At 43.6% G+C, this 22,289-nt stretch carries 20 protein-coding genes; 11 read left to right on the top strand and 9 right to left on the bottom strand.

All coding sequences use genetic code 11. The features are described from left to right. Nucleotides 1-143 precede the first annotated feature (143 nt). The 7 genes from rplU (at nucleotide 144) to V7K30_RS21205 (ending at nucleotide 5,096) form a co-directional block, all read left to right on the top strand. Nucleotides 144-551: a 50S ribosomal protein L21 gene (gene rplU / locus V7K30_RS21235; RefSeq protein ID WP_335002630.1), complete on the top strand. Its 408-nt coding sequence runs from the start codon at nucleotides 144-146 to the stop codon at nucleotides 549-551. Nucleotides 552-581: 30 nt separating this feature from the next. Next, entirely contained in the window at nucleotides 582-878 is a 297-nt protein-coding gene (gene rpmA, locus V7K30_RS21230; protein ID WP_292762385.1) for a 50S ribosomal protein L27, read from the top strand. A gap of 792 nt (nucleotides 879-1,670) precedes the next feature. Continuing rightward, a complete protein-coding gene (locus V7K30_RS21225) occupies nucleotides 1,671-2,093 on the top strand; it encodes a hypothetical protein (RefSeq protein ID WP_335002613.1) in 423 nt (140 codons plus the stop codon). A gap of 115 nt (nucleotides 2,094-2,208) precedes the next feature. Beyond that, a complete protein-coding gene (locus tag V7K30_RS21220; RefSeq protein ID WP_335002612.1) occupies nucleotides 2,209-2,817 on the top strand; it encodes a thioredoxin family protein in 609 nt (202 codons plus the stop codon). A gap of 8 nt (nucleotides 2,818-2,825) precedes the next feature. Beyond that, entirely contained in the window at nucleotides 2,826-3,518 is a 693-nt protein-coding gene (locus V7K30_RS21215) for a cytochrome c biogenesis CcdA family protein (protein ID WP_335002610.1), read from the top strand. Between the two features lie 257 nt (nucleotides 3,519-3,775). Continuing rightward, the gene (locus V7K30_RS21210; RefSeq protein WP_335002608.1) at nucleotides 3,776-4,372 is read left to right on the top strand and encodes a cytochrome b/b6 domain-containing protein; all 597 of its coding nucleotides are present in this window, start codon (nucleotides 3,776-3,778) and stop codon (nucleotides 4,370-4,372) included. A 7-nt stretch (nucleotides 4,373-4,379) separates the two neighbouring features. Then, nucleotides 4,380-5,096 (top strand): molybdopterin-dependent oxidoreductase, encoded by a 717-nt coding sequence (locus tag V7K30_RS21205; protein WP_335002606.1) that lies wholly within the window; start codon nucleotides 4,380-4,382, stop codon nucleotides 5,094-5,096. A 93-nt stretch (nucleotides 5,097-5,189) separates the two neighbouring features. Here V7K30_RS21205 and V7K30_RS21200 read toward each other — a convergent pair whose 3' ends face one another. The 4 genes from V7K30_RS21200 to serA all read right to left on the bottom strand — a co-directional run bounded on the left by V7K30_RS21200 (nucleotide 5,190) and on the right by serA (nucleotide 10,510). Continuing rightward, complete coding sequence (locus V7K30_RS21200; protein WP_335002604.1) at nucleotides 5,190-6,368, bottom strand: zinc-dependent alcohol dehydrogenase; 1,179 nt, start codon at nucleotides 6,366-6,368, stop codon at nucleotides 5,190-5,192. A 40-nt stretch (nucleotides 6,369-6,408) separates the two neighbouring features. Continuing rightward, entirely contained in the window at nucleotides 6,409-6,684 is a 276-nt protein-coding gene (locus tag V7K30_RS21195) for an SRPBCC family protein (protein ID WP_335002602.1), read from the bottom strand. A gap of 1,049 nt (nucleotides 6,685-7,733) precedes the next feature. After that, nucleotides 7,734-8,654 carry a 50S ribosomal protein L11 methyltransferase gene (gene prmA / locus V7K30_RS21190; protein WP_335002600.1) on the bottom strand — a complete coding sequence of 307 codons (921 nt, stop codon included), beginning with the start codon at nucleotides 8,652-8,654 and terminating at the stop codon, nucleotides 7,734-7,736. A 275-nt stretch (nucleotides 8,655-8,929) separates the two neighbouring features. Beyond that, a complete protein-coding gene (serA, locus tag V7K30_RS21185; RefSeq protein ID WP_335002598.1) occupies nucleotides 8,930-10,510 on the bottom strand; it encodes a phosphoglycerate dehydrogenase in 1,581 nt (526 codons plus the stop codon). Between the two features lie 686 nt (nucleotides 10,511-11,196). Between serA and V7K30_RS21180 the strand changes: the two genes are divergently transcribed. Both V7K30_RS21180 and V7K30_RS21175 read left to right on the top strand, forming a co-directional pair. Next, nucleotides 11,197-11,922 carry a Uma2 family endonuclease gene (locus tag V7K30_RS21180; RefSeq protein ID WP_335002628.1) on the top strand — a complete coding sequence of 242 codons (726 nt, stop codon included), beginning with the start codon at nucleotides 11,197-11,199 and terminating at the stop codon, nucleotides 11,920-11,922. A gap of 547 nt (nucleotides 11,923-12,469) precedes the next feature. Beyond that, nucleotides 12,470-13,528 carry a group II intron reverse transcriptase gene (locus V7K30_RS21175; RefSeq protein ID WP_335002596.1) on the top strand — a complete coding sequence of 353 codons (1,059 nt, stop codon included), beginning with the start codon at nucleotides 12,470-12,472 and terminating at the stop codon, nucleotides 13,526-13,528. A gap of 212 nt (nucleotides 13,529-13,740) precedes the next feature. Here the strand turns inward: V7K30_RS21175 and V7K30_RS21170 are convergent, their stop codons facing one another. After that, nucleotides 13,741-14,595 carry an HIT family protein gene (locus V7K30_RS21170; RefSeq protein ID WP_335002594.1) on the bottom strand — a complete coding sequence of 285 codons (855 nt, stop codon included), beginning with the start codon at nucleotides 14,593-14,595 and terminating at the stop codon, nucleotides 13,741-13,743. 174 nt (nucleotides 14,596-14,769) lie between these two features. After that, on the bottom strand, nucleotides 14,770-15,591 hold the full coding sequence (locus tag V7K30_RS21165; protein WP_335002592.1) for a Uma2 family endonuclease: 822 nt from the start codon (nucleotides 15,589-15,591) through the stop codon (nucleotides 14,770-14,772). 338 nt (nucleotides 15,592-15,929) lie between these two features. Here V7K30_RS21165 and V7K30_RS21160 point away from each other — a divergent pair, with 338 nt between their 5' ends. Further along, nucleotides 15,930-18,011, top strand: coding sequence for a HEAT repeat domain-containing protein (locus V7K30_RS21160; protein ID WP_335002590.1), 2,082 nt, complete (start codon nucleotides 15,930-15,932; stop codon nucleotides 18,009-18,011). A gap of 15 nt (nucleotides 18,012-18,026) precedes the next feature. Beyond that, on the top strand, nucleotides 18,027-18,386 hold the full coding sequence (locus tag V7K30_RS21155) for a hypothetical protein (RefSeq protein ID WP_335002588.1): 360 nt from the start codon (nucleotides 18,027-18,029) through the stop codon (nucleotides 18,384-18,386). A gap of 48 nt (nucleotides 18,387-18,434) precedes the next feature. Here V7K30_RS21155 and V7K30_RS21150 read toward each other — a convergent pair whose 3' ends face one another. The 3 genes from V7K30_RS21150 to glgB form a co-directional block, all read right to left on the bottom strand. Beyond that, nucleotides 18,435-18,770 carry a XisI protein gene (locus tag V7K30_RS21150; RefSeq protein WP_335002587.1) on the bottom strand — a complete coding sequence of 112 codons (336 nt, stop codon included), beginning with the start codon at nucleotides 18,768-18,770 and terminating at the stop codon, nucleotides 18,435-18,437. Next, nucleotides 18,758-19,162, bottom strand: a complete 405-nt coding sequence (locus V7K30_RS21145) for an element excision factor XisH family protein (RefSeq protein WP_335002626.1) — start codon at nucleotides 19,160-19,162, stop codon at nucleotides 18,758-18,760. The genes V7K30_RS21150 and V7K30_RS21145 overlap by 13 nt, the downstream gene beginning before the upstream one ends. 654 nt (nucleotides 19,163-19,816) lie before the next feature. Next, the gene (glgB, locus tag V7K30_RS21140) at nucleotides 19,817-22,108 is read right to left on the bottom strand and encodes a 1,4-alpha-glucan branching enzyme (protein ID WP_335002585.1); all 2,292 of its coding nucleotides are present in this window, start codon (nucleotides 22,106-22,108) and stop codon (nucleotides 19,817-19,819) included. Between the last annotated feature and the right edge of the window lie 181 nt (nucleotides 22,109-22,289).

The following is a 22,289-nucleotide window of genomic DNA, read 5'->3' as shown; positions in this document are numbered from 1 at the left end:
TTTACACCTGTTAATAAAATATTATGTTAGATTGTCTGTCTAATTCCTGCTCGGATCAGGTAGACATATTACAAAAGCTGGCAAAAGCGTCTCTACAGGAGATCAAAACCAGCTACCTGTACGGCAACCTCAAGGACAATTCCATGACCTACGCAATTATTGAAACTGGCGGCAAACAAATACGAGTAGAGCCAGGGCGGTTTTACGACATTGAACTGCTTACGACCGAACCAGATGAAAAAGTTACAATAGATTCCGTATTACTCGTGCAGCACGATGGCGAAGTCACTATTGGACAGCCACTAGTGACAGGTGCGACTGTAGAAGGGACTGTACTGCGACATTTCAGGGGTCGTAAAGTCTTGGTATACAAAATGAAGCCAAAAAAGAAAACCCGCAAAAAGCGGGGGCATCGTCAAGAAATTACCAGACTTATGATTGACTCCATCACCCTTAACGGTGCAGTGTTTGCTGCCCAAGGAGAAACGGAGAAGGAAACCCCCGTTGCAGATGACACTTCTGCCGAAGAAGTTGAAACCGCTGCTGAATAATAAAAAGAAGTAGATACACAAGAGGAAATTATGGCTCATAAGAAAGGAACAGGTAGTACACGCAACGGTCGTGATTCTAACGCCCAACGTCTGGGTGTTAAGCGTTATGGCGGTCAAGTTGTACGTGCAGGAAACATTCTTGTGCGTCAGCGCGGCACCAAATTTCACCCTGGTAATAACGTCGGTATTGGTAGCGATGACACTTTATTTGCCTTAATCGACGGTGTTGTAACGTTTGAGAGAAAGGGCAAAACCCGTAAAAAAGTTAGTGTTTACTCACCCGTAGCTGCTGTTGAGGCAGCCCCTGCTGAGGCAGTAGCAAGTTAGAGTGTTAGTGTGGGTAACAGTGCCCACCCTAATCACTAGTTAGCGCTGACATGATAGTAAGATTTGCATAAATATTCCCAACAGTTGCTTAAAAGTCGCTTTATTCCTCTGTCGCCCATAAATTAGGGACTTCCAAAGAAGAAATTGTCCCAAAGAATTAATTTCTGGGCATTTAAGCAATAATGATAATCATTAGTTCCAAAGTTCAGGATAGCCAGCCAGAGATATGTTTGTTCTGAAACTCTGTGGATTAGGCGATATGATCTTCTGGGTCTAGTCACAATAACATCAGTGCAATGAAGGCATTGTTAATTATGCTAAGTTGCGTTCATTTACCATACTGAGTACTGAGTTATGAGTAAGAAGAGTACTCAGTACTTTTGCCCTATGGTAAAAGCCCCGCCCCTTGTGGGCGGTCTTTTAACTCAGCACTGGGAACTCGGAACTCTGAACTCAGCACTCTTCATTTCAGAATGAGGTTTCGCTGAGAAAATACCTAAATTAGGTTGTGGCTTTGAACTACCATGATAGCCTGAGAAAATGCTGAGAATCAACTAAATTTTCTCAAGGCATAAATTTATGAAAATCATGGCTTCGTTTCAATAAGCTCTCAGTCCTAACTGACATACTTTTGATGTTCGGGATAACTTAAACATTAGTAGCAAAAGTCTGATGGAGTCTTCTACAAGAAGACATCTTCTTTACCCCAATAGCCTTTATGAATCTGCTTGTAGCTTAATTTCCTCTAATCAATCAATACAAAAACAACTATCCAAAGGACAAAGGAAGACTATGAACTGGAAAACACTTTCTTTAATCGCTGGTCTGATTTTAACTACCAGTCTCACTGCTTGCTCTAGCACTCCTGCAAGCAATAATCAAATTGCTCCTGAAGCCTCTCCTGCAATGAGTAAAGACAAAGCCGGCGGTGCGATGGGCAAAGATGCGATGGGCAAAGATGCTATGGGCAAAGATAAAGCCGGCGATGCGATGAGCAAAGATAAAGCTGGCGGTGCGATGGGCAAAGATGCGATGGGTAAAGATAAAGCTGGCGGTGCGATGGGCAAAGATGCGATGGGTAAAGATAAAGCTGGCGATGCGATGAGCAAAGATAAAGCTGGCGATGCGATGAGCAAAGATAAAGCTGGCGGTGCGATGAGCAAAGATAAAGCTGGTGATGCTATGAAGCAATCCCCTGCTTCCACCAAGCCCTAGCTACACTTAGCCTTGCATCTCACTTTTCTTGTGCTAAGTATAGGCGCTGGTTACCAGAAAAATCTTGATCTAATTCCTATACTTTGGCGCTTTCACCTCAACAGGAGAAATTCTGATGAATTACAACCTGCTCCGCCGGCGTCAGTTACTTTTTTATCTTGGGTTAGGGGTTGTCGGAATCGGTGCAGTCACAACATTTTCCAACTTCAGAAAAGTGAATGCCCCTTCTATCTCTCCTGCAAAAAGTGACAATATGCAAGACTCGGAAACTATTGCAGTCAAATCTCCGGCAGGCAAGAGTTTGCCAGAGTTTCAGGATATCAGTCAGTGGCTTAATTCTACACCTCTGTCGATCGCTGACCTCAAAGGTAGTGTTGTTTTAATCCAGTTTTGGACTTTTGCTTGTATTAATTGCCAGCGTACCCTGCCCTACATCACTAGATGGCATCGGCAGTATGAGTCGCAGGGACTTAAGGTGATTGGCATCCACACACCAGAGTTTGCCTTTGAGCGAGACACGAACAATATAAAAAAGGCGTTACGACAACACCAGATTACTTATCCGGTTCCAGTTGATAACGAGTATAAAACCTGGAATGCTTACGAAAATCAGTATTGGCCTCATATGTTTTTGGCTGACCGTCAGGGGTTACTGCAATATGACCATATTGGTGAAGGGGCATATGAAAAAATAGAGCAAACTATCCGCCAGCTATTGGGGTAGAAGGAATTATGACGACTTCTACTCTATCAATTAGTCTGGCTTTACTGGGGGGCGTTCTAAATGTGGTTTCACCCTGTGTTTTACCGATTTTGCCTGTATTATTAGGCCGATCGCTCCAATCCCATAACTACGGCCCAGTAGCACTGGTAGGGGGATTAATCGCTGGTTTTGCACTAGCAGGTAGTTTACTAGGTGTAACAGCAGACTGGTTTACAGGCTTGGCTAATTTATTACGGAATGGTGCGATCGCACTCCTTTTATTTTTGGGATTACTCGCAATTTTTCCCACCTGGAGTTACCGAATATTTACTTACATTCCAGTCGGCAATTGGGCTAAAAAAAACCCGCGAATCGGACTTATGGGAGAGTTTTGGTTAGGGACTCAGTTGGGGCTTTTGTGGACTCCCTGTGCTGGGCCGGTTTTGGGGGGAATTTTAGTACTAGCAGCGGTTAATCACCAAGTCGCAGGTGCATTTTGGTTACTGGTTGCCTATGGAATCGGAGCAGGTTTGCCTCTGTTAGCGATCGCCTACGGTGGGCGAATACTCAGCCAACGAATCCTCAATCTCCGCTCCCATAGTGCAGCGTTGCAGCGGATTGGTGGCGTGGCGATCGTGGCTACAGCAATTGCTATTCTTCTCGGTTGGGATGTCCAGGTGCAACTTTGGCTGGCTCCGTTATTTCCCACTCAACCTCTGTGAGACGTGCCAATTTTAGATTGCCAATTTTAGATTTTGGATTAGAAGACCCAATCGGAAACTCTAACTGGGAACAATATAAGTACAAAAATATTTACCATCATTGCGAACAAAGCCAAGCAATCACAAAGGCTGGGATTACTTCACTTCGCTTGCAATGACATTGTGTAATTAATTCTGTCCAACTACTTAAAAATCTCAAATCCAAAAGTCTGACTGAGAACAATCTAAAAATCCAAAATCCAAAATCCAAAATTGGTATGACCTCATCAAAACGTAAAGTTCCCTCAACACCAAGTCAGACTTTCCTATCAAAGACCTTTCACTGGATTAATATCATCAGTCTAATCTTGATGATCACTAGCGGACTACAAATCTATAATGCCAATCCGGTATTTGGAGGGCGTGAAGGTTGGCATTTTCCTGACTTTCTGTTGCTAGGAGGTTGGCTAGGGGGTGGCAGAAATTGGCATTTTACTGCTATGTGGCTGTTTTCGCTGAACTTACTTTGGTATGGACTTTATATCTTTGTAACTCGTCGTTGGCAGCGTCGCTTTGTCGATCGCGGTGACTTAAAAGCATTGCAAGTCAGCCAGAACCCAAAGCGCAAGAACTACGCATGGCATCGGCTAGTTTACACTGCTATTATTCCAGTGCTGCTGCTGGCAATCTTGAGTGGTCTGGCGATGTACAAACCTGCCCAACTGCATTGGCTTTCCGGGCTGTTTGGTAGTTGGCAGACTCTACGCACTGTTCACTTTATCACTGTTCCCACAGTCATAATGTTTACAATTGCTCATTCCTTACTTGCTCTGAAGGTAGGAAGCATCCGTCTAGTTAAATCTATGTTCCTGTAGAGGTTCTATGAGTCTGATTCTTCCCAAACATACCCTATCCCGTCGCCGGTTACTGCAACTATCTGGACTTTCAGGGGTAGGCTTTCTTCTCGGTGGCTGTGGGACAAATTTGTTTTCGGATAATGTGCGGCAAATATCTGAGCCACTAAACCAACGTCTTGAAGCACTCCTGCTAACTCCAAAACCTGTACCTGAATTTCCTGTTAGTGCCATAGAAGCAGACAAATTGCTGATTAATACCTTTGACTTCACTCCGCAAATTGATCCGGCGCAGTTTCGCCTGACGATTGATGGCGAGGTTAATAATCCGATGCAATTGAGCATGGCAGATATTCAAAAACTTCCCTTGACTTCAATGGTGATTCGCCATATCTGTGTTGAAGGCTGGGCTGCGATCGTTCAATGGGGGGGGGTGCAATTACGAGACTTAGTAGCACTGGTACAGCCTAAGTCAAATGTCCGCTATGTCTACTTCAAATCTGCTGATGGCTACTATGAAAGCTGGGATATTGCCTCTGCTGTACATCCCCAAACTCTCATGGCTTATCAAAAGAATGGACAACCATTATCAGCTGATAATGGTGCGCCCATGCGCCTAGCATCCCCAATTAAACTGGGCTACAAGCAAAGCAAGTGGGTGACTCAAATTACATTTGTCAGTAATTTGTTACCGATTAAAGGCTATTGGGAGGATCAGGGCTATGAGTGGTTTGCAGGTCTATAAGGGAGAAAATTTTACCTTATTCCTCCCAATATACTGCTCAGATCAACGGTAAATAAGTACTACCGTTGATCACGGTGTTTGTGAGCATGGGTTTCAAGCAGCCTGACCCGGCTTGAGCACGACCTTGATGCAGTTGTCTTTCTTATGCTTAAAGATTTCGTAGCCGTGCGGGGCTTGCTCTAGCGGCAGACTGTGGGTGATTACAAACGAAGGGTCAATATCGCCGTTTTGAACGCGATCGAGTAGCGTCTGTAAATACCGATGCACGTGCGTTTGTCCTGTTTTCATGGTTAAGCCTTTGTTCATGAAAGCACCCATCGGCATCTTGTCTACAAAGCCCGTGTAAACACCGGGAACCGACACCGTACCGCCCTTACGACAGGCAACGATCGCTTGACGCAATACATTGGGTCGATCTGTTTCTATTCGTACCGCTTGCATCGCCTTGTCATAGAAGCCTTCCAAACCCATGCCGTGAGCTTCCATTCCCACCGCATCCATGACCGAATCAGGACCAAGACCCCCAGTCATTTCTTTGAGGGCTTCACCCACCTCGGTTTCTTCATAGTTCAAAACTTCAGCTCCACCATCTTTTGCCATCTGGAGCCGTTCAGGAACGCGATCAATCGCAATGACGCGCCCAGCACCCAGCATCAAGGCACTTCTGATGGCAAACTGCCCAACTGGACCGCAACCCCAAATCGCCACCGTATCTCCTGGTTGGATGTCACAATTTTCTGCTGCCATATAACCAGTAGGGAAAATATCAGTGAAAAATAGGACTTGTTCATCTGCCAGTCCATCAGGAATCTTGAATAACCCGACATCGGCAAAGGGAACGCGGGCATATTCAGCTTGACCTCCAGCGTAGCCCCCAGTCAGATCGGAGTAGCCGAAAAGACCCGATGGGGAATGACCCATCATTTTTTCCGCCATCCAAGCGTTGGGGTTAGAGTTATCGCACAGCGACCATAAATCGCGATTGCAGAAGAAACATGATCCGCAGGAAATCGTAAAGGGGACAACGACGCGATCGCCAACTTTTTTATTTTTAACGGCGCTGCCTAGTTCAACGATCTCTCCCATGAATTCATGCCCCAAGATGTCGCCCGGTTTCATTGCGGGGTTGAAGCCGTTATACAGATGCAAATCAGAGCCGCAGATCGCCGTTGACGTGATTTTCACGATCGCATCACGCGGATTAATGATTTTGGGATCGGGTACGGTTTCGACTTCTACCTTGTTGGTTCCTTGCCAGCAAACTGCTTTCATTGCTTTTCCTCTTTTGATAAGTTTTTAATTGTTATTAGGGTTAATCGTGTCCTTCGCCAAAGAGTTTGGCAATTGCATCTCCAATCGTTCCACCCGATGGGTTGTATCCTGTGACGACTTTGACCTCAGTGCCGCGATCGTTGAGTGCTGGCTTGAAGCGGACAGAACCAGAGTTGGCAATATCTGCATCTTTAACTGAAGTCCAACTAATCAATTCGTTTTCGCGAGCTTCAACGATGTCTGCATCCCATTCAACGCTTTTGTCTAACGGTTCGCTAGTTATCCAGTGAGATCGCTTGTCGTTATATACCTTCACGTCTTTGAGATTTATCTCCTAACGATGCTATTTCATCTTAGGGAGACACTTGGTTAATCACCTCTAGCGTAGGGATGTTTGTAGCGATCGCCTATCTCTGTTGAAGGGCTGATTAGGTATTAGGTCTAGTTATATGCTTAGGACTCGCGCAAAAATAACTTACCAGCAATTCTCAATTATGATAATAATTATCACTACCATTCATAACTTGATTTTTAACTAGCCCAAACTCTTATGAGTAAAAGGTTTATAAAATTGCTTAACCCTTTATATTAGATTTTTTGGCTGAAAATTAAGTCTACCAGAGAGAGATAGCTTAAATTGTTCAATCGTTTTATTTTGCAATCCCCGCTATATCAGGTATTTGAAGTTGAAAAATTGTTTAACCGGATTATTTATAGAAAATCTCGGTAAGCGTAAAACTCAGGGTCTAAAGACGCTGAGATATAAGCGACTCGTGTGACTTCAGTCACCTAAGTTTTTCTTGATTCTCCCCTACTTTGTGATATATTAAAATAATAAAGAGTTTCACCTAACAAGAAATATAAGACTTCAAAAAACAAGTTTTCTAAGCGGTTACACCCTACTTAAATGTAGACAGCGTGAATAAAAAGTAAGTTTGCGAAGTTTTCTAGAAAGGTGAGAAAATTTCAAAAGTAAGGGGAAAGCTTAAGTTTCTTAAGCTGACTCACTAGACGGTGTTTGACCACCGTAGCGAGAATTAGATTAAACTAATTCTGTCTGTAGAATCTCAGTGGCTAAAGCTACAGAGAGTGTCAATTACAGCCACAGTTTACTAGAGGATTGATGGTGGACATGTTGATTCTGCATCATTTCTCACCATTGTTTCTGTAACTGGGACAAGATAGCGATCGCACTAAATTAACGATTCCATTCAGGTCTGGAATTATTAACTTTGATTGTTTGAGATCACAGTACTAGTACAGCTTGGCAGAAATCTAGCTACCATCTCAATTAACTAGACAATTGCTTGAGCAACTTGTTAAAGGTAGGCAAACTGACGCCACAGTGTACTAGTATCTATTGGGTTAAGAACGCCGGACATTCAAGCAACACCATTCTTTTCGTTTCCATAGGGTAGCAACGACCCAACCATTTTTTTCTAAGGCATCAGCAACAGCTTTAGATTGTTCCAATAAGATACCACTGAAGATCGCCCAAGTTTCAGGTTTAGCGATCGCACTCATTTCTGGAACTAATTCAATAATCACATTAGCCAAAATATTGCAAACGATACCATCCACTGGGTTTTCAACCAGTTTTGTCAAAATGTCTACACTTCCTAATGCTGGTAGTAAACGTTCTGGACTAATGTCGTTCAGGGCACCATTACTGATAGTTGATTGCACAGCCAAAGGGTCAGTATCTATTGCATAGACTTTCTCTGCTCCCAGTAGCAGCGCCCCAATCGAAAGGATACCAGAACCACAGCCAATATCCGCAATTACCAGATGTTCATGTTTGCCACTAGCACCCACAAACGACTGAGGAATTCCACTCAGCCGCATTTCCAGGGATTCCAAACATAGTTGCGTAGTGGCATGATTGCCTGTACCAAATGCTACGCCAGGGTCAAGACGAATCACTAACCGTTCCGTTGTTTCTGGTAATGGTAGCCAAGCGGGGTTAATTAGGAAGCGATCGCCTATTTCTTGCGGATGCCAATATTGTTTCCAGCTAGTCGCCCAATCTTCCTCATCAATTAACTGCCATTGCAGTGAGGGAGATGAAAGTCCAACACAGAGGGCATCTTGACGCAGCCACAGCGACAGCGCTGCCAAATCAAGTAGCTGTGTTTGAATTGTCGGCAGATAAGCCCTTACTAAAGATAAATTTCCTTTGTTTTCACTAGCTGTGCCACGACAGCCAAAATCTTCCAGTCGCCAAAAGATCGAATCTTCTAGGTCTGGCTCACATAAAATCTGTAGTTCCCACCAGGTGTTTGCCATATAATTTTAGATTTTAGATTTTAGATTTTAGATTGGGGACTAGGTAACGGTTAATGACCAATGCGAAAAACAATGAGCAATTAGCCATTACCAATCCAAAATCCCTTCGGGTGACGCTCCTACGTCGCTAACGGCAGTCCCCCAGACGCTCGTTCCTCTCTACGAGACGCTACGCGAACGCGAACGCTACCGCTAACGATGGGAACCGCCATCCCGCTTCGCGTCTCCCCTTGGGAGAAGACGGGGGCTACCTCACCAAAATCCGAAATCCAAAATTAAAGTGTTACCGTATACGCGTCCCGAATACCAGGGACTTTAATAATCTCGCCCAAAATGCCCTCAGGTAAGGGGTCATCTATACTCAGAGCCATTACCGCATCACCACGGACAATTTTACGACCTACTTGCATACTGGCAATATTCACATTAAAACTGCCGAGTAGGGAACCAAGTTTGCCGATTATCCCTGGCATATCGCGGTGCAGGGTAAACAACATATATTTGCTGGGTGGGACGTTAATTGGGAAACCGTCAACGTCAGTCAGATGGATTTCGCGCTCACCCAACAAAGCACCTGTGACAGAATGAGTACCTAAAGTACCCGTGGCTTCTAGATGCAGTGTGCCAGCATAGTCTCGAATGGAAGCATCGCGGGTTTCAATTACCCGAATTCCCCGTTCTTTGGCTTCTATGCTGGCATTTACGTAATTTACTCGTTCCCGCAAAGCTTGGTAAAGTAATCCCTTGAGGGCAGCTACTATCAAAGGCTGACTTTTGTTGGTCGCGAGTTCGCCTTGCAGTCGAATATTGAGTACTTCCACCCGTCCGCCAGCTAGCTGTCCGACTAAATTACCTAGAGTTTCTGCTAGTTGCATGTAGGGTTTGAGTTCTTCCAACACGTCGGGGCCGAGTCCAGGAATGTTGACGGCTGAACGGGCTGGTAATCCTAAAAGTACATCCCGAATTTGTTCGGCAACATCAATGGCTACATTCACTTGAGCTTCTGCGGTAGAGGCTCCCAAATGGGGGGTGAGGATAACTTCCTTACCTAGCGATCGCAACTCAGATTCACCCAGTGGTTCTGACTCAAACACATCCAAGGCTGCACCCCCTATTTTACCCGCTTTCAGAGCTGCTGCTAAAGCTACTTCATCAATGATCCCACCACGAGCGCAGTTGATAATCCGGGCTGTGGGTTTCATTTTTGCCAGAGTTGTGGCATTGATTAAGTGGGTAGTTTCTGGGGTTTTAGGGATGTGTAGCGTAATATAATCTGCTTGCTGGAAGAGTAAATCTAGCTCCACCAACTGACAGCCAAGTTGTTCGGCTCGGTCTGTAGAAATAAAAGGGTCATAAGCTAGGAGTTTCATCCCCATTGCCTTAGCTACAGAGGCAACATGGGAGCCAATTTTACCCAAACCGACAACGCCGAGAGTTTTTTTGTAGACTTCCGCGCCGACAAAGCTATTGCGATCCCACGCACCGCGTTTCACCGAAGCGTTAGCATCGGGGATATGGCGAGACAAAGCCAAAATCATCGCTAGCGCATGTTCAGCGGCGGCAATTGTGTTTCCCTCTGGAGAATTAACAACCACAATTCCCCGCCGTGTGGCAGTGGGAACGTCCACATTATCCACACCCACACCAGCACGACCGATGATTTTTAGCTGGGTGCCGGCTTCAATGATTTCTTGGGTGACGCGTGTACTAGAGCGAATCATCAGCGCGTCATACTCACCAATGATTTCAAGCAGTTGGGCTGGTTTTAGACCTAGTTTGACATCAACGGTAGCAACTTGGGAAAGAATGTCAATTCCAGCTTGGTCAATAGAATCGGAGACAAGAACCTTAGACATGATTATTTCATTTAAAGCTACAGGTTTTGCTGCACAAGACTTTTTAGTTTAGTCTTTATCTGCCGCAATTCAGCAAAAATTATTCGTTTTAATATCAACTTAACTTTTACTTACGCTACGTGCTGATGGTATCGAAGCGTGAGTTACTCCCAGTGGGTACTGCCTCCTAAGTATTTGAATATGAGTGACTGTTTTGCACAACCCTGTCGCTAAATATAAAGCATGAATAGCACTAAGCACCTATATATTTATTAATAGTTAAGAGTTACCAAAATTTTATCGGCTTAAGCAACTTCCTTATTGGGGTAGAAACGCCTGCATTCTTGACTGGGCTACAACTTTAGCTGAGGCAATGCTCTGCACAACCAACAAACGAGCCAGTGACTATTATATCTATCGAATCTTGGCTGTTTCTCAATACCACAAGTGGTATCCCTTAGTCAAAGCAAAACATTGCATCATCAACATAATCGGATTGTGATAGTTAGAATTTAGGTATCAAATAAATTTTACTCCTGATTATTTTGGCATATTTAAGATTGTCTAGTAGTTAAAAGCTGCCAATTAGTGTCAGTAAAGTACTTGTATATACATTAGTACTCTACTGATATAGTAGCGGAGAAATCGCTATAATTCTGGTGAGTCAAATAGAGCCAAATATCCTTTCAGTTTTGGGGAAACCAGCCATGTTAGAGTACAACTTGCCAAGGTACTTGCCCTCAGCCGAAGAACTACCAGACTCTGATGAAACGCCCGTGGATAATGAACTGCAAGAATTGATACCAGGTTTGCTGAAGGCGATCCTGCTGATACTTTGGGCAGAACGCATGGACTGGCTCTTTGCCATAGATATGGGTATTTATTATCACCCCGATAAACCGCCCATTGTGCCAGATGGGTTTTTGAGCTTAGGGGTAGAGCGGTTTTATGATGAGGAACTGCGTCCCAGTTATGTGCTGTGGGATGAAAATGTTGTACCGATTTTCGTACTAGAAGTAGTTTCCCAAAATTATCGCAAGGAATACACTACTAAATTGGATGAATATGCGGCTTTGGGTGTACTTTATTACGTGATTTATTCCTCCCGTCGCCGCCGCAAACCGCATTTGGAAGTACATAAGTTAGTTAATGGTAAGTATGAATTGCAAGAGGGAAACCCCGTTTGGCTACCAGAAATTGGCTTAGGAATTGGTTGTGAAAGGGGAAATTATTGTGGTGTAACGCGGGAATGGATGTATTGGTATGATGAGCAAGGACAACGCTATCTCACGCCCGCAGAACAAGTAAAACAAGAAACACAACGCGCTCAACAAGAAACACAACGCGCTCAACAAGCAGAACAAAGGGTGCAACAATTGACAGAACAATTAAGAGCGCTGGGAATAGATCCAGATGTGCGAATCGTTGGCTAGAAACCAATCCTTTCAAGGATTAGGGGGATTAGCCGCAAGGTACAGAACCTTGACAACTGAATGACCATGTAGGTGAGAAGGTAGTATCCTAGAACCCTCAAATCCTACCCCGTAGGTGCAACGGTGAAAGCATTACCCCCAGGTTAGAGACTAGCTATCAACGCCTGAAGCGGGGTAAAAAAGGTGTTAATACTGACAGCCTAAGTTGGTAAGCACCGAGCAAAGTACCCATGAGTAAAAGCGCTAGCTTGAATATGCGTCTGAATCATCGTCACTTTTAACCAGCGAAATAAGGCTTAATACGCTGGAGCCAAAAGGCAAAGGATAAAGGAGTTGGCAAGTTTCTAGTTGACCAATTTGCACTTCCAAGAAACCCGGTGAATAGCATAGCTCTAAAGGTACATAGTATGGTCATTCGGAACGAGATAACCTCTCGTATGCTCTCAGGTACGCACCGAGCTTGTCGAAGTGTGGTCGAATACCTGAGCAGGTGCTAACCGTATGCAGCGAGTAGGGGAGATTTAGTCAGAAGCGAATGTCTGGGGTAATGCCCAGAATATGCAGACAGACTTACGGTGATTTGGATGATAAAGCACAAACGTTAAAAGGGAAAAAAAGAGAAAACAGTCGTGCCCTCAGTTTAATCCGTTATGCCGATGACTTTGTAATTCTCCACGAAGACATAACCGTTGTCCAAAGATGCCGAAAAATAATCTCGGAATGGTTACATGGCATGGGTTTGGAATTAAAACCCAGCAAAACGAGACTTGTTCACACCCTTATACAGCATGAGCAAGAGAAACCAGGATTCGACTTCCTTGGTTTTAAGATACAACAATTCCCAAAAGGAAAGTATCACTCAAAACAGGGATTTAAGACAATCATCACCCCAAGTAAGCAAAAACAAAAGGTACATTACGAACAAATCGCTAGGGTTATTGAAGCTCATAAGGCAGCACCGCAAGCGGCGCTAATCAGTCGTTTAAACCCAATCATCAGGGGATGGGCTAACTACTACGCGACTGTAGTAAGCAAGGAAGCTTACTCAGATATTGACTACCTCATGTACCAAAAGTTAAGCGCTTGGACAAAACGCCGCCACCCCAGAAAGACCGGGAAATGGGTGTCAAAAAAGTATTGGCAAACCATAAGCGGTGATAACTGGGTATTCGCAACCAGGAAGGAAGGATTAACCCCACTTCGGTTACTAAACCATGCCGACACTCCAATAGTACGTCATGTGAAAGTTAAAGGCGAATCGTCACCATACGACGGAAATCTGGTTTACTGGAGTACAAGAATGGGTAACAACCCAGAAATGCCAAACAGAGTAGCAAAACTCCTGAAAAAGCAAAAAGGGAAGTGTATCCACTGTGAATTGTTTTTCCGCGAATACGATGTGATGGAAGTTGACCATACCATCCCAAAATCAAAAGGTGGAAAGGATGAGTATAAAAATCTTCAACTTCTACACAGACATTGCCACGATAAAAAGACTGCCAGTGATGGTAGTCTCGGTACAAAATCCGGCTTTAACAGTGCCGAACCTAAGCCCACCAGAAGACTCGAAAAAGTCGCGGATAAATGGGTAATGAGGTATGCGTGACAAGCACCAAATTACTGAGGAGCCGTGTGAAGGGAAACTTTCATGCACGGTTTTGAAGACCAACGGGGTTGGTGACAACCTCGTTGAGTTTAATAATCTGGGTTAACTGAAATATTTTGCAATATTTTCAACAAGACTGAAAAATCAGGTTTTTCAGATTTATGGATTTGCTATAAATCTAGGTTTGCCACTGGAAGCTGTCAGTAAAAAAATTATTGCTTTTTAGGAATAACGTTCCTGATTCCACTTTTAGTAGAGATACTATCACCTTTGTAACGAGGGATGATATGAATACTAGCGTGCATAATATTTTGACCTGCGGCTCGGTTGATGTTCATCCCTATATTAAAGCCATCAGGTTCAAATTCTACTTTGAGAATTTCTTGTACTTTGTTCACCATAAACCAGCAAGCAGATTGCTCTTTAAATGGGAGTTCAAAATAACTACTAACATGACGTTTGGGAATAACCAAAATGTGTCCTTTACTTATAGGATAGCCATCAAAAATTGCGTAAGCAGTTGCTGATTCAGTTAATAGGTTAAGAGTTTTATGTGGATTACAAAATATACAATAATTAGATGAATTTCCCTGATAATTATAGTGAAAATATTCATATAATTCCCGATGTTCATCTAAGCAAACTGAAGTAAAGGGAAGTTTTACAATACACTGGTATGTAGATTTTTTATGGACATAATGTTCTCGGAAGCCTTCTTTTTTAAGATCCCTTCTTACAGCATAATAAGCTTTTCCTCCCGGTTTTAATAAGTGTGATACTTCCATAAGAACATTAGTTTGTTCTTCAGTAAATAAAACATTTAAAACATAAAAACAAATTATTGTATCAAATTTATTATTAGGATATTCTGGAAAATAATAGGGGTCATAGCCTGTAATATCACAACCTTTTTGGCGTAATATTTTAACATCATTCCCAAAGCCACAACCAAAGTCTAGTATTTTGCCTTGTAACAGGTTTTGATTTAATAAAAACTGTGCAGGAAATGATAGATAACTTCTTTCGATCGCAGTAAGATGGCTGAATTGATTTTTTTGCTGTTTCATGGAATTTTGGTGCTGATGTCCCAAATTTATTATTCCCAGCATCCCTTGAGGTTATGCGATGTCTACGACCAATACTCTTGGTTAAGGGTTATTGGTGTAGATAATTGGTCTTTGAAGACGCGATAAATCGCGTCTCTACATTAGGGTTTTGGGCTTATCTGAACCGTATTGTGTCTACGACGGGCTATTTGGCGTCGCATCAGGGTCAATACCTAGTTCACGTAACTTAGCTGCGAATATATCAGCACGTTGGCGTTCTTGTTCAGCACGCTGGCTTTCCTGTTCAGCACGTTGGCTTTCCTGTTCAGCACGCTGGCTTTCCTGTTCAGCACGTTGGCGTTCTTGTTGGGCTTGTTCGCTGCTCCACAACAGCATATTTCCTTCTGTATCCCACCAGCGCAGCCAATTCATGGTTTGGCATAATCTTTCACCTTGCCAAATTCCGAGAAATAACTCTAACTCAGGAATCCAGTAACGTCCATTAGCGTCTGCTTGCTGCAAAGCATATTGTCCATTTTGCAAGCACCGTAGTTCTATGCTTGGTTCGTAAGGGTCGTAGGTTACGTAGGTTGGAACTTGGAGAATCTTTTCGTAATAATAGAGTTTACCGTAGGGTGGAGTTGAGCGGACTGATAGTTCTCCACCTTCTGTCTCTGAGAGAAATTCCATCACTACAGCCACAGCAGCGCCTTCTAAATTCGGGGTATAGCTGCGACGAACTACATTTGTTCCTACAGACTGCACTTGAGGCACATAAAACCAATCAGGGGCTTTAACAACATTTTTTTTGTTGACTGTGGCTACAAGTCCAAAATTAGAGCCAATCAGCATCTGGGGTTGGATGCGTCCTGTGCTTCCCAAAGCATCGGTAAGCGCAGCAGCGATCGCGGGTTGTTGAATATTTTCCACTGGATCGTCAGGTAAAATGAAGTCGGCTGGAAGTGCTTCCCAAGTGACAGTTGGTTCTTTTTGGATGGGGTTAACTTGTAAAACCATAAAACTACTCCTAATATTAATGCACAGTATATTAGTTATTTTTAACAAATCTTCAGCCAGCATCGCTTTTAAGCTTAGAGGTAAAAAGAATGTTCGTGTTAAGGAACGTGGATTAAATAAAATGCAAAACTTCATCCTTTATCTAGCTTCCCTCTCCTTTATAAGGAGAGGGATTGAGGGTGAGGTAAGCCAGGGACATAAATTGGATGTTATTTAATTCTTATTCCTAACGATAATTTTGTGCGATCGCAGCATCTAAATCCAGATAATCTTAAGTTTTGGATGAATAGACTCGCACTCCCTAAAAACCCAGAAATCTAGAAATATTCCTCTGACAGGTGTATATACTCGTAGTCAAGCACTTAGCAGGCGTGAATATTATGGTGGAATGGTTGATTGGCTGGATAGGAAGCAATGCCTTTCTGCATCGGAAATTTTTAGAATATTTCTGTGCTTCGGAGATTGTCCGGCAGTTTGAGAAGGAACGTAGTATTTCAATTGAGGATCTCAAAACTGAAGTTTTTGGCAAACACTGGCAAGATGAAACTTGGCATGAGGTATTGCGGCTAATTGCGGGAATGATTGAGCCAAAATTTGTTGGTGAAATTCTGGATTACTTAATGGTGCAAGATGGCGAAGAGGAAAAATTTCTCAACTTGTTTTTAGCGGCTAAGTGTTTTGCAGAAGTGAGAAATCGCTCAGTAATTGCGCCAGTGGCTAATAAATTATTTGGCAAACTAAAAGACTTAACTAAATATGAACCCTGGTACTATTACAGACCCCATCCATATACAGAAGAAACTAAGCTAGTTCTGAAAGTTCGCATTCAAGCAGTTGCAACAATTACCGCAATTTGGAAAGATAACCGTGATACCTTAGACTGCCTCAAAGACCGCGCCATTGCTGATAATGATCAGGATGTGCGATATGCAGCCATCGAAACATTAGCCAGCAATTTCAAAGATGACCCGGACACCCGCTTGTTTCTCAAAGACCTCGCCACTACTGATGATTATGAGTATGTGAGACGTGCAGCCATCGAAGCATTAGCTAGCAATTTCAAAGATGACCCGGACACCCGCTCGTTTCTCAAAGACTTCACCACTACTGATGATGATGATGATCATGATGATGTACGATATGCAGCCATCGAAGCATTAGCCAGCAATTTCTCAGATGACCCGGACACCCGCTCGTTTATTAAAGACCGCGCCACTGCTGATAATGATTGGTCTATGCGATATGCAGCCATCGAAGCATTAGCCAGCAATTTCAAAGATGACCCGGACACCCGCTCGTTTCTCAAAGAACTCGCCACTGCTGATGATGATGAGTATGTGCGATATGCAGCCATCGAAGCATTAGCCAGCGATTTTAAAGATGACCCGGACACCCGCTCGTTTCTCAAAGACCGCGCCACTGATGATGATGATGATGATGTGCGATATGCAGCGATAGAAGCATTAGCCAGCAATTTCCCAGATGACCCGGACACCCGCTCGTTTCTTAAAGACTGCACCACTGCTGATAAATCTAAGTATGTGGGAGGTGCAGTCATCGAAGCATTAGCCAGCAATTTCCCAGATGACCCAGACACCCGCTCTTTTCTCAAAGACTGCGCCACTGCTCATAATCAATGGAATGTGCGAGTTGCAGCCATCGAAACATTAGCCAGCAATTTCCCAGATGACCCAGACACCTGCTCGTTTCTCAAAGACTGCGCCACTGCTGATGATGGGTATGTGCGACGTGCAGCCATCGAAGCATTAGCCAGCAATTTCTCAGATGACCCAGACACCCGCTCGATTCTCAAAAACCGCGCCACTGCTGATAAATCTGGGTCTATGCGACGTGCAGCCATCGAAGCCTTAGCCAGCAATTTCAAAGATGACCCCGACACCCGCTCGATTCTCAAAGACCGCGCCACTGCTGATAAATCTGGGTCTATGCGATATGCAGCCATCGAAGCCTTAGCCAGCAATTTCAAAGATGACCCAGACACCCGCTCGATTCTCAAAGACCGCGCCACTGCTGATAATCAAGATTATGTGCGACGTGGAGCCATCGAAGCATTAGCCAGTAATTTCAAAGATGACCCAGACACCCGCTCGTTTCTCAAAGAACGTACCACTGCTGATAATGAAGGGGATGTGCGATGTGCAGCCGTCGAAGCATTAGCGAAACACTTCCGAAATCAGCCTGAGTTGTTTGAAATTTACTACAACTGCGCTGTCAATGATCCCTTTGAGCGTAAGCAAGTCTATGAAACCAACCCTCGGCGCGTTGCACTTGAGATAATTATCAAGCAATTTTCTCAACATCACCAGACTTTACCACTGTTGCGCTACAAAGCAGCAAATGACCCAGATGAGGAAGTGCGAGAGTTTGCTCAACAGAAGTTGGCAGAATTAGAGAAGTAAAAGAGTTTCAAAAATATGAACAACACAGAAGTTCGTCAACAAATCAACCAATATCTAGATGGATTGTCTTCAGAACGCCTAGAACTGGTTGCTGACTTCTTAGCTTATCTAGCAGATAAAGAAAGTGAAGACGCTACTGAAGAGTTAGTTAATATTCCTGGATTTATTGAATCCTTCCAGAGGGGTAAAAAAGATGTTAGTGAGGGTCGGGTAAAAAGTTGGAGAACGATTCGGTCTGAGTTACATCATAGCCCCCTCATCGCTTGCGGGGAGGGGGTTGGGGGTGGGGTTCTTGTACCTCACTCAACTGAGAACCGCTATAGTAAAGCCGTAAAAAGTAGCATAACTCCAAAAGAGCGTAGTTTACCGCCGTAGGCATCGCTTGACATCTACCAAAATAATCTAAAGTTCTAGCTCGTTGGTTTAACCAACAGCATAATCTGTAAATTGTCGTTTGAATGGTGAATGAAAGCCGACGACTATATCCTGCTTGGGGATACCTAAATTCGCTAAGTCTTCTCCTACTTCATTTTCTGTACCGTTATGTTGCAGCCAAACTTTACCATCTTTAATATCTATATGTAAAAAACAACCATAAATACGGCGCTGATTTTTCCAACCGACATTTACAAGTTGGTAATGGTGATGTTCTGTGTCAAAAATTAATTGAGTTTCAATTTCGGGATCTTGACTAGCAATTGCAGCATATTCTTGGAGAAGTTGCTGAATTATTTTTTCATATTGTGTTAGTTTATCCATTCGATAATATCCTCCGTCACAGGCTGATAAGTAATCAATTTAAGTTGATATGTTTTAATAATGCTTTGTACAAGTCTGATGGTAAAAAATGACGTGTATGTATCGATGGGAACTGCTAAATAAAGAGTCCGGTTTGGTTCTTGTTCAGATAATGCTAGTCGATAATTAATAAACTGCCCTAACGCTGTGTGAAATTCGGAAATTACAGATGTTTTAAAAAAGCTTTTAACTTCAACAGCAATTTTTTCTCCCTCTCTTTCTGCTGCAAGAATTTTTTCTGCTCTTAAGTCTATGTACATATCCCCTAACTCAAAACTAACTGGTAAGGGATCATGGGTAATTTTCCACCCTTCTTTTTCTAGCGATCGCTTTAAAGCTATTAGTAAAGGCAGAGCTGCAAAAACTTCCGGCTCTTGATAAATTAATACTCGTAAATCAAATTTTAGATTTTAGATTTTGGATTTTGGATAAAAAGATTCAAAATCCAAAATCTAAAAAGGTGCAGAACAACTAGTTTGAAATAGGTCATAAATCCAAAATTGTCAATCTAAAATCTAAAATCCAAAATCCAAAATTGTGTGACGAGTCTTTTAGCTCCATTCATCCACCTTTGATACTCGTACACGAGTATCAAAGGTGGATTTATTTACTTTAGTAGTGCGCTTCTTATGAGTACTAAGTATAATTCTACTGGTAAATGCAGAGCGATCGCTAGTTGAGAAATAGACGCTGCACGAATGACTATGGCGCTTTAATTCAGTTTAAAGTTATTAGGACTTACGTATACTCTACGAATTATTCTCTGCGAGACGCTTCTCTTCGAGAGGCTTCGCCAATGCGTTCACGTAGTGTCTTGTAGGCAGGGCGGTTCGATAAATTAAGCTTCTTGTAACCCACGGAGGTGGGTTTTGTCTCGTATAGTTGCGGTTTCTAACCGCCCTTTTAACTGGATAGGCGTCTTCTTGAGTAGCTTTTAACCCACGTTGCACAACGTTGCGGTTTCTAACCGCCCTTTTAACTGGGTGGGCAATGCCCACCCCAAATTGTTATCCCATTACCTCAGCAGTCTTCTTCTTATCCAACTTGAGAATCAACACACCCAAAGGTGGCAAACACAAATCCAGCGAATAAGGACGACTGTGCAAAGACCAATCATCCGTCCACTTACCACCTAAGTTGCCCATATTACTGCCGCCATACTGACGCGCATCACTATTGAACAACTCAGTATAAAATCCCTTTTGCGGTACACCGATGCGGTAGTGAGAATGAGGTTGCGGTGTAAAATTGCAAACGACGATCGCAAAATCATCAGAATCCTTGTCACGACGCATGAAGGATACTACACTATGGCGATTATCACTACAGTCAATCCACTCAAACCCCGGTTCAGCAAAATCCTGGGTGTACAAAGTTGGTTCAGAACGGTAGAGATAGTTCAATTCCTGGAAAAACGTTTTCAATTTTTGGTGGGCTTCATGCTGCAATAAATGCCATTCCAAATCTGTCCAATCATTCCACTCACTCCACTGCCCAAACTCCATGCTCATAAACATGGTTTTCTTGCCGGGGTGAGCAAACATATAGCTAAATAAACAACGCACATTAGCTAACTTCTGCCATGTATCCCCCGGCATTTTGCCGATGATATTGCTCTTGCCATGCACCACTTCATCGTGGGACAGAGCCAGCATAAAGTTCTCACTGTGGTTGTACCACATACTAAAGGTGATATTGTTTTGGTGGAACTGACGGAACCAAGGGTCCATGCTGAAGTAATCCAGCATATCGTGCATCCACCCCATATCCCACTTCAAGTTAAAGCCCAGTCCGCCTGTGTAGGTCGGCCAAGATACCATTGGCCAGGAAGTAGATTCTTCAGCAATTGAGAGAATACCGGGGAAATAGCTAAAGATAATGTGATTTACCTGACGCAGAAAATCTGCTGCTTCGAGGTTTTCTCTGCCGCCGTACTTGTTGGGCAGCCATTCTCCAGGTTCGCGGCAATAGTCATTATAGATCATCGAGGCAACAGCATCGACACGAATCCCGTCAATGTGGTATTTGTCAAACCAGAAGAGGGCATTGGCTGCTAAAAAATTACTAACTTCATGACGACCGTAGTTGAACACCAAAGTACCCCATCCTTTGTGTTCGCCCTTGCGGGGGTCAGAGTGTTCGTAAAGGTGGCTACCATCAAAGAAAGCTAAACCATGTCCATCTTTGGGAAAGTGACCGGGAACCCAATCCACAATTACCCCTAGATCATTTGCGTGACATTTGTCAACAAAATACATGAAATCTTCCGGGCTGCCAAAACGGGAGGTGGGGGCATAGTACCCAGTGACTTGATAACCCCAAGAACCATCAAAGGGATGCTCCGCAATGGGTAGCAATTCTAGATGGGTGTATCCCAATTCTTTGACATAGGGAATGAGTCGGTCAGCTAGTTCCCGGTAGGTAAGGAAGCGTGCGCCCGGCTTCAGTTCAGAAACGACAACTACCGATTCAGTTTCACCATTGGGGAGTTTAGCAGGTTCGGCACTCGAAGCGTGTAACCAAGAGCCTAAATGCACTTCGTAGACTGAAACTGGCTGGGTAAGGGGGTCAGTGCGACGCCGCTTTGCCATCCACTCTTCATCACTCCAACTGTAAGCATTTAAATCAGTGACAATAGATGCCGTTTTCGGGCGGGGTTCCTGCTGGAAACCGTAGGGATCAGATTTTTCGTAAATGTGTCCTTCAAAATTTTTGATTTCATATTTGTAATGCTCTCCCACACCGATTTCAGGAATAAATAATTCCCAAACCCCGGTGCGGCCTTTACGCATCTGGTTTTTACGGCCATCCCAGAGGTTGAAATCTCCCAGCAATGAAACATTACGAGCGTTGGGTGCCCAAACAGCAAAATAAACGCCCTTAATGCCGTCTATTTCCGTGGGGTGCGCTCCCAGTTTTTCGTATATTCGGTGATGGTTGCCTTCTTTAAACAAATGCAAGTCAAAGTCTGTCAAGTGGGGAGAACGGAAAGCGTAAGGGTCATAGGTGACACGCTCATGTTCACCTTCTTTAATCCGTAACTGGTAGTTTGCCAGTTGTGCGGTTTCAATGGTGCATTCAAAAAACTGGGGATGATGCACTGCTTGCATCGGGTATTCTTTGCGTTGTTCAGGAAGAACGACCCATGCGGCACTTGCATTTGGTAGGTAAGCCCGCACAGCCCAGACAGTTTTGCCGTCTTGTTCTATGGGATGAGAGCCTAGTATTTCAAAGGGATCGTTATGCTGATTCCAAACGATGCTGTTAACCTGTTCAGGGGCGATCGTGGTCATGGACATGAAGCTACCTAAGTGAAATAACGTGATTGACTAAATCTACTTTCTTAATATCTATATATTCTTTACATTTATTTGCAATTTTGTCGTCACCGTTATCCTACATCAGAATTGGGGATTGGGGATTGGGGATTGGGCATTGGGCATGGGGCATGGGCATGGGCATTGGGCATGAGGGAAAGCT

It is taken from the genome of Nostoc sp., assembly GCF_036917655.1.
In the GTDB taxonomy this organism is placed as follows: domain Bacteria; phylum Cyanobacteriota; class Cyanobacteriia; order Cyanobacteriales; family Nostocaceae; genus Nostoc.
Note: the sequence above shows the minus strand (reverse complement) of the source record. Positions and strands in the feature narration are given on the sequence as shown.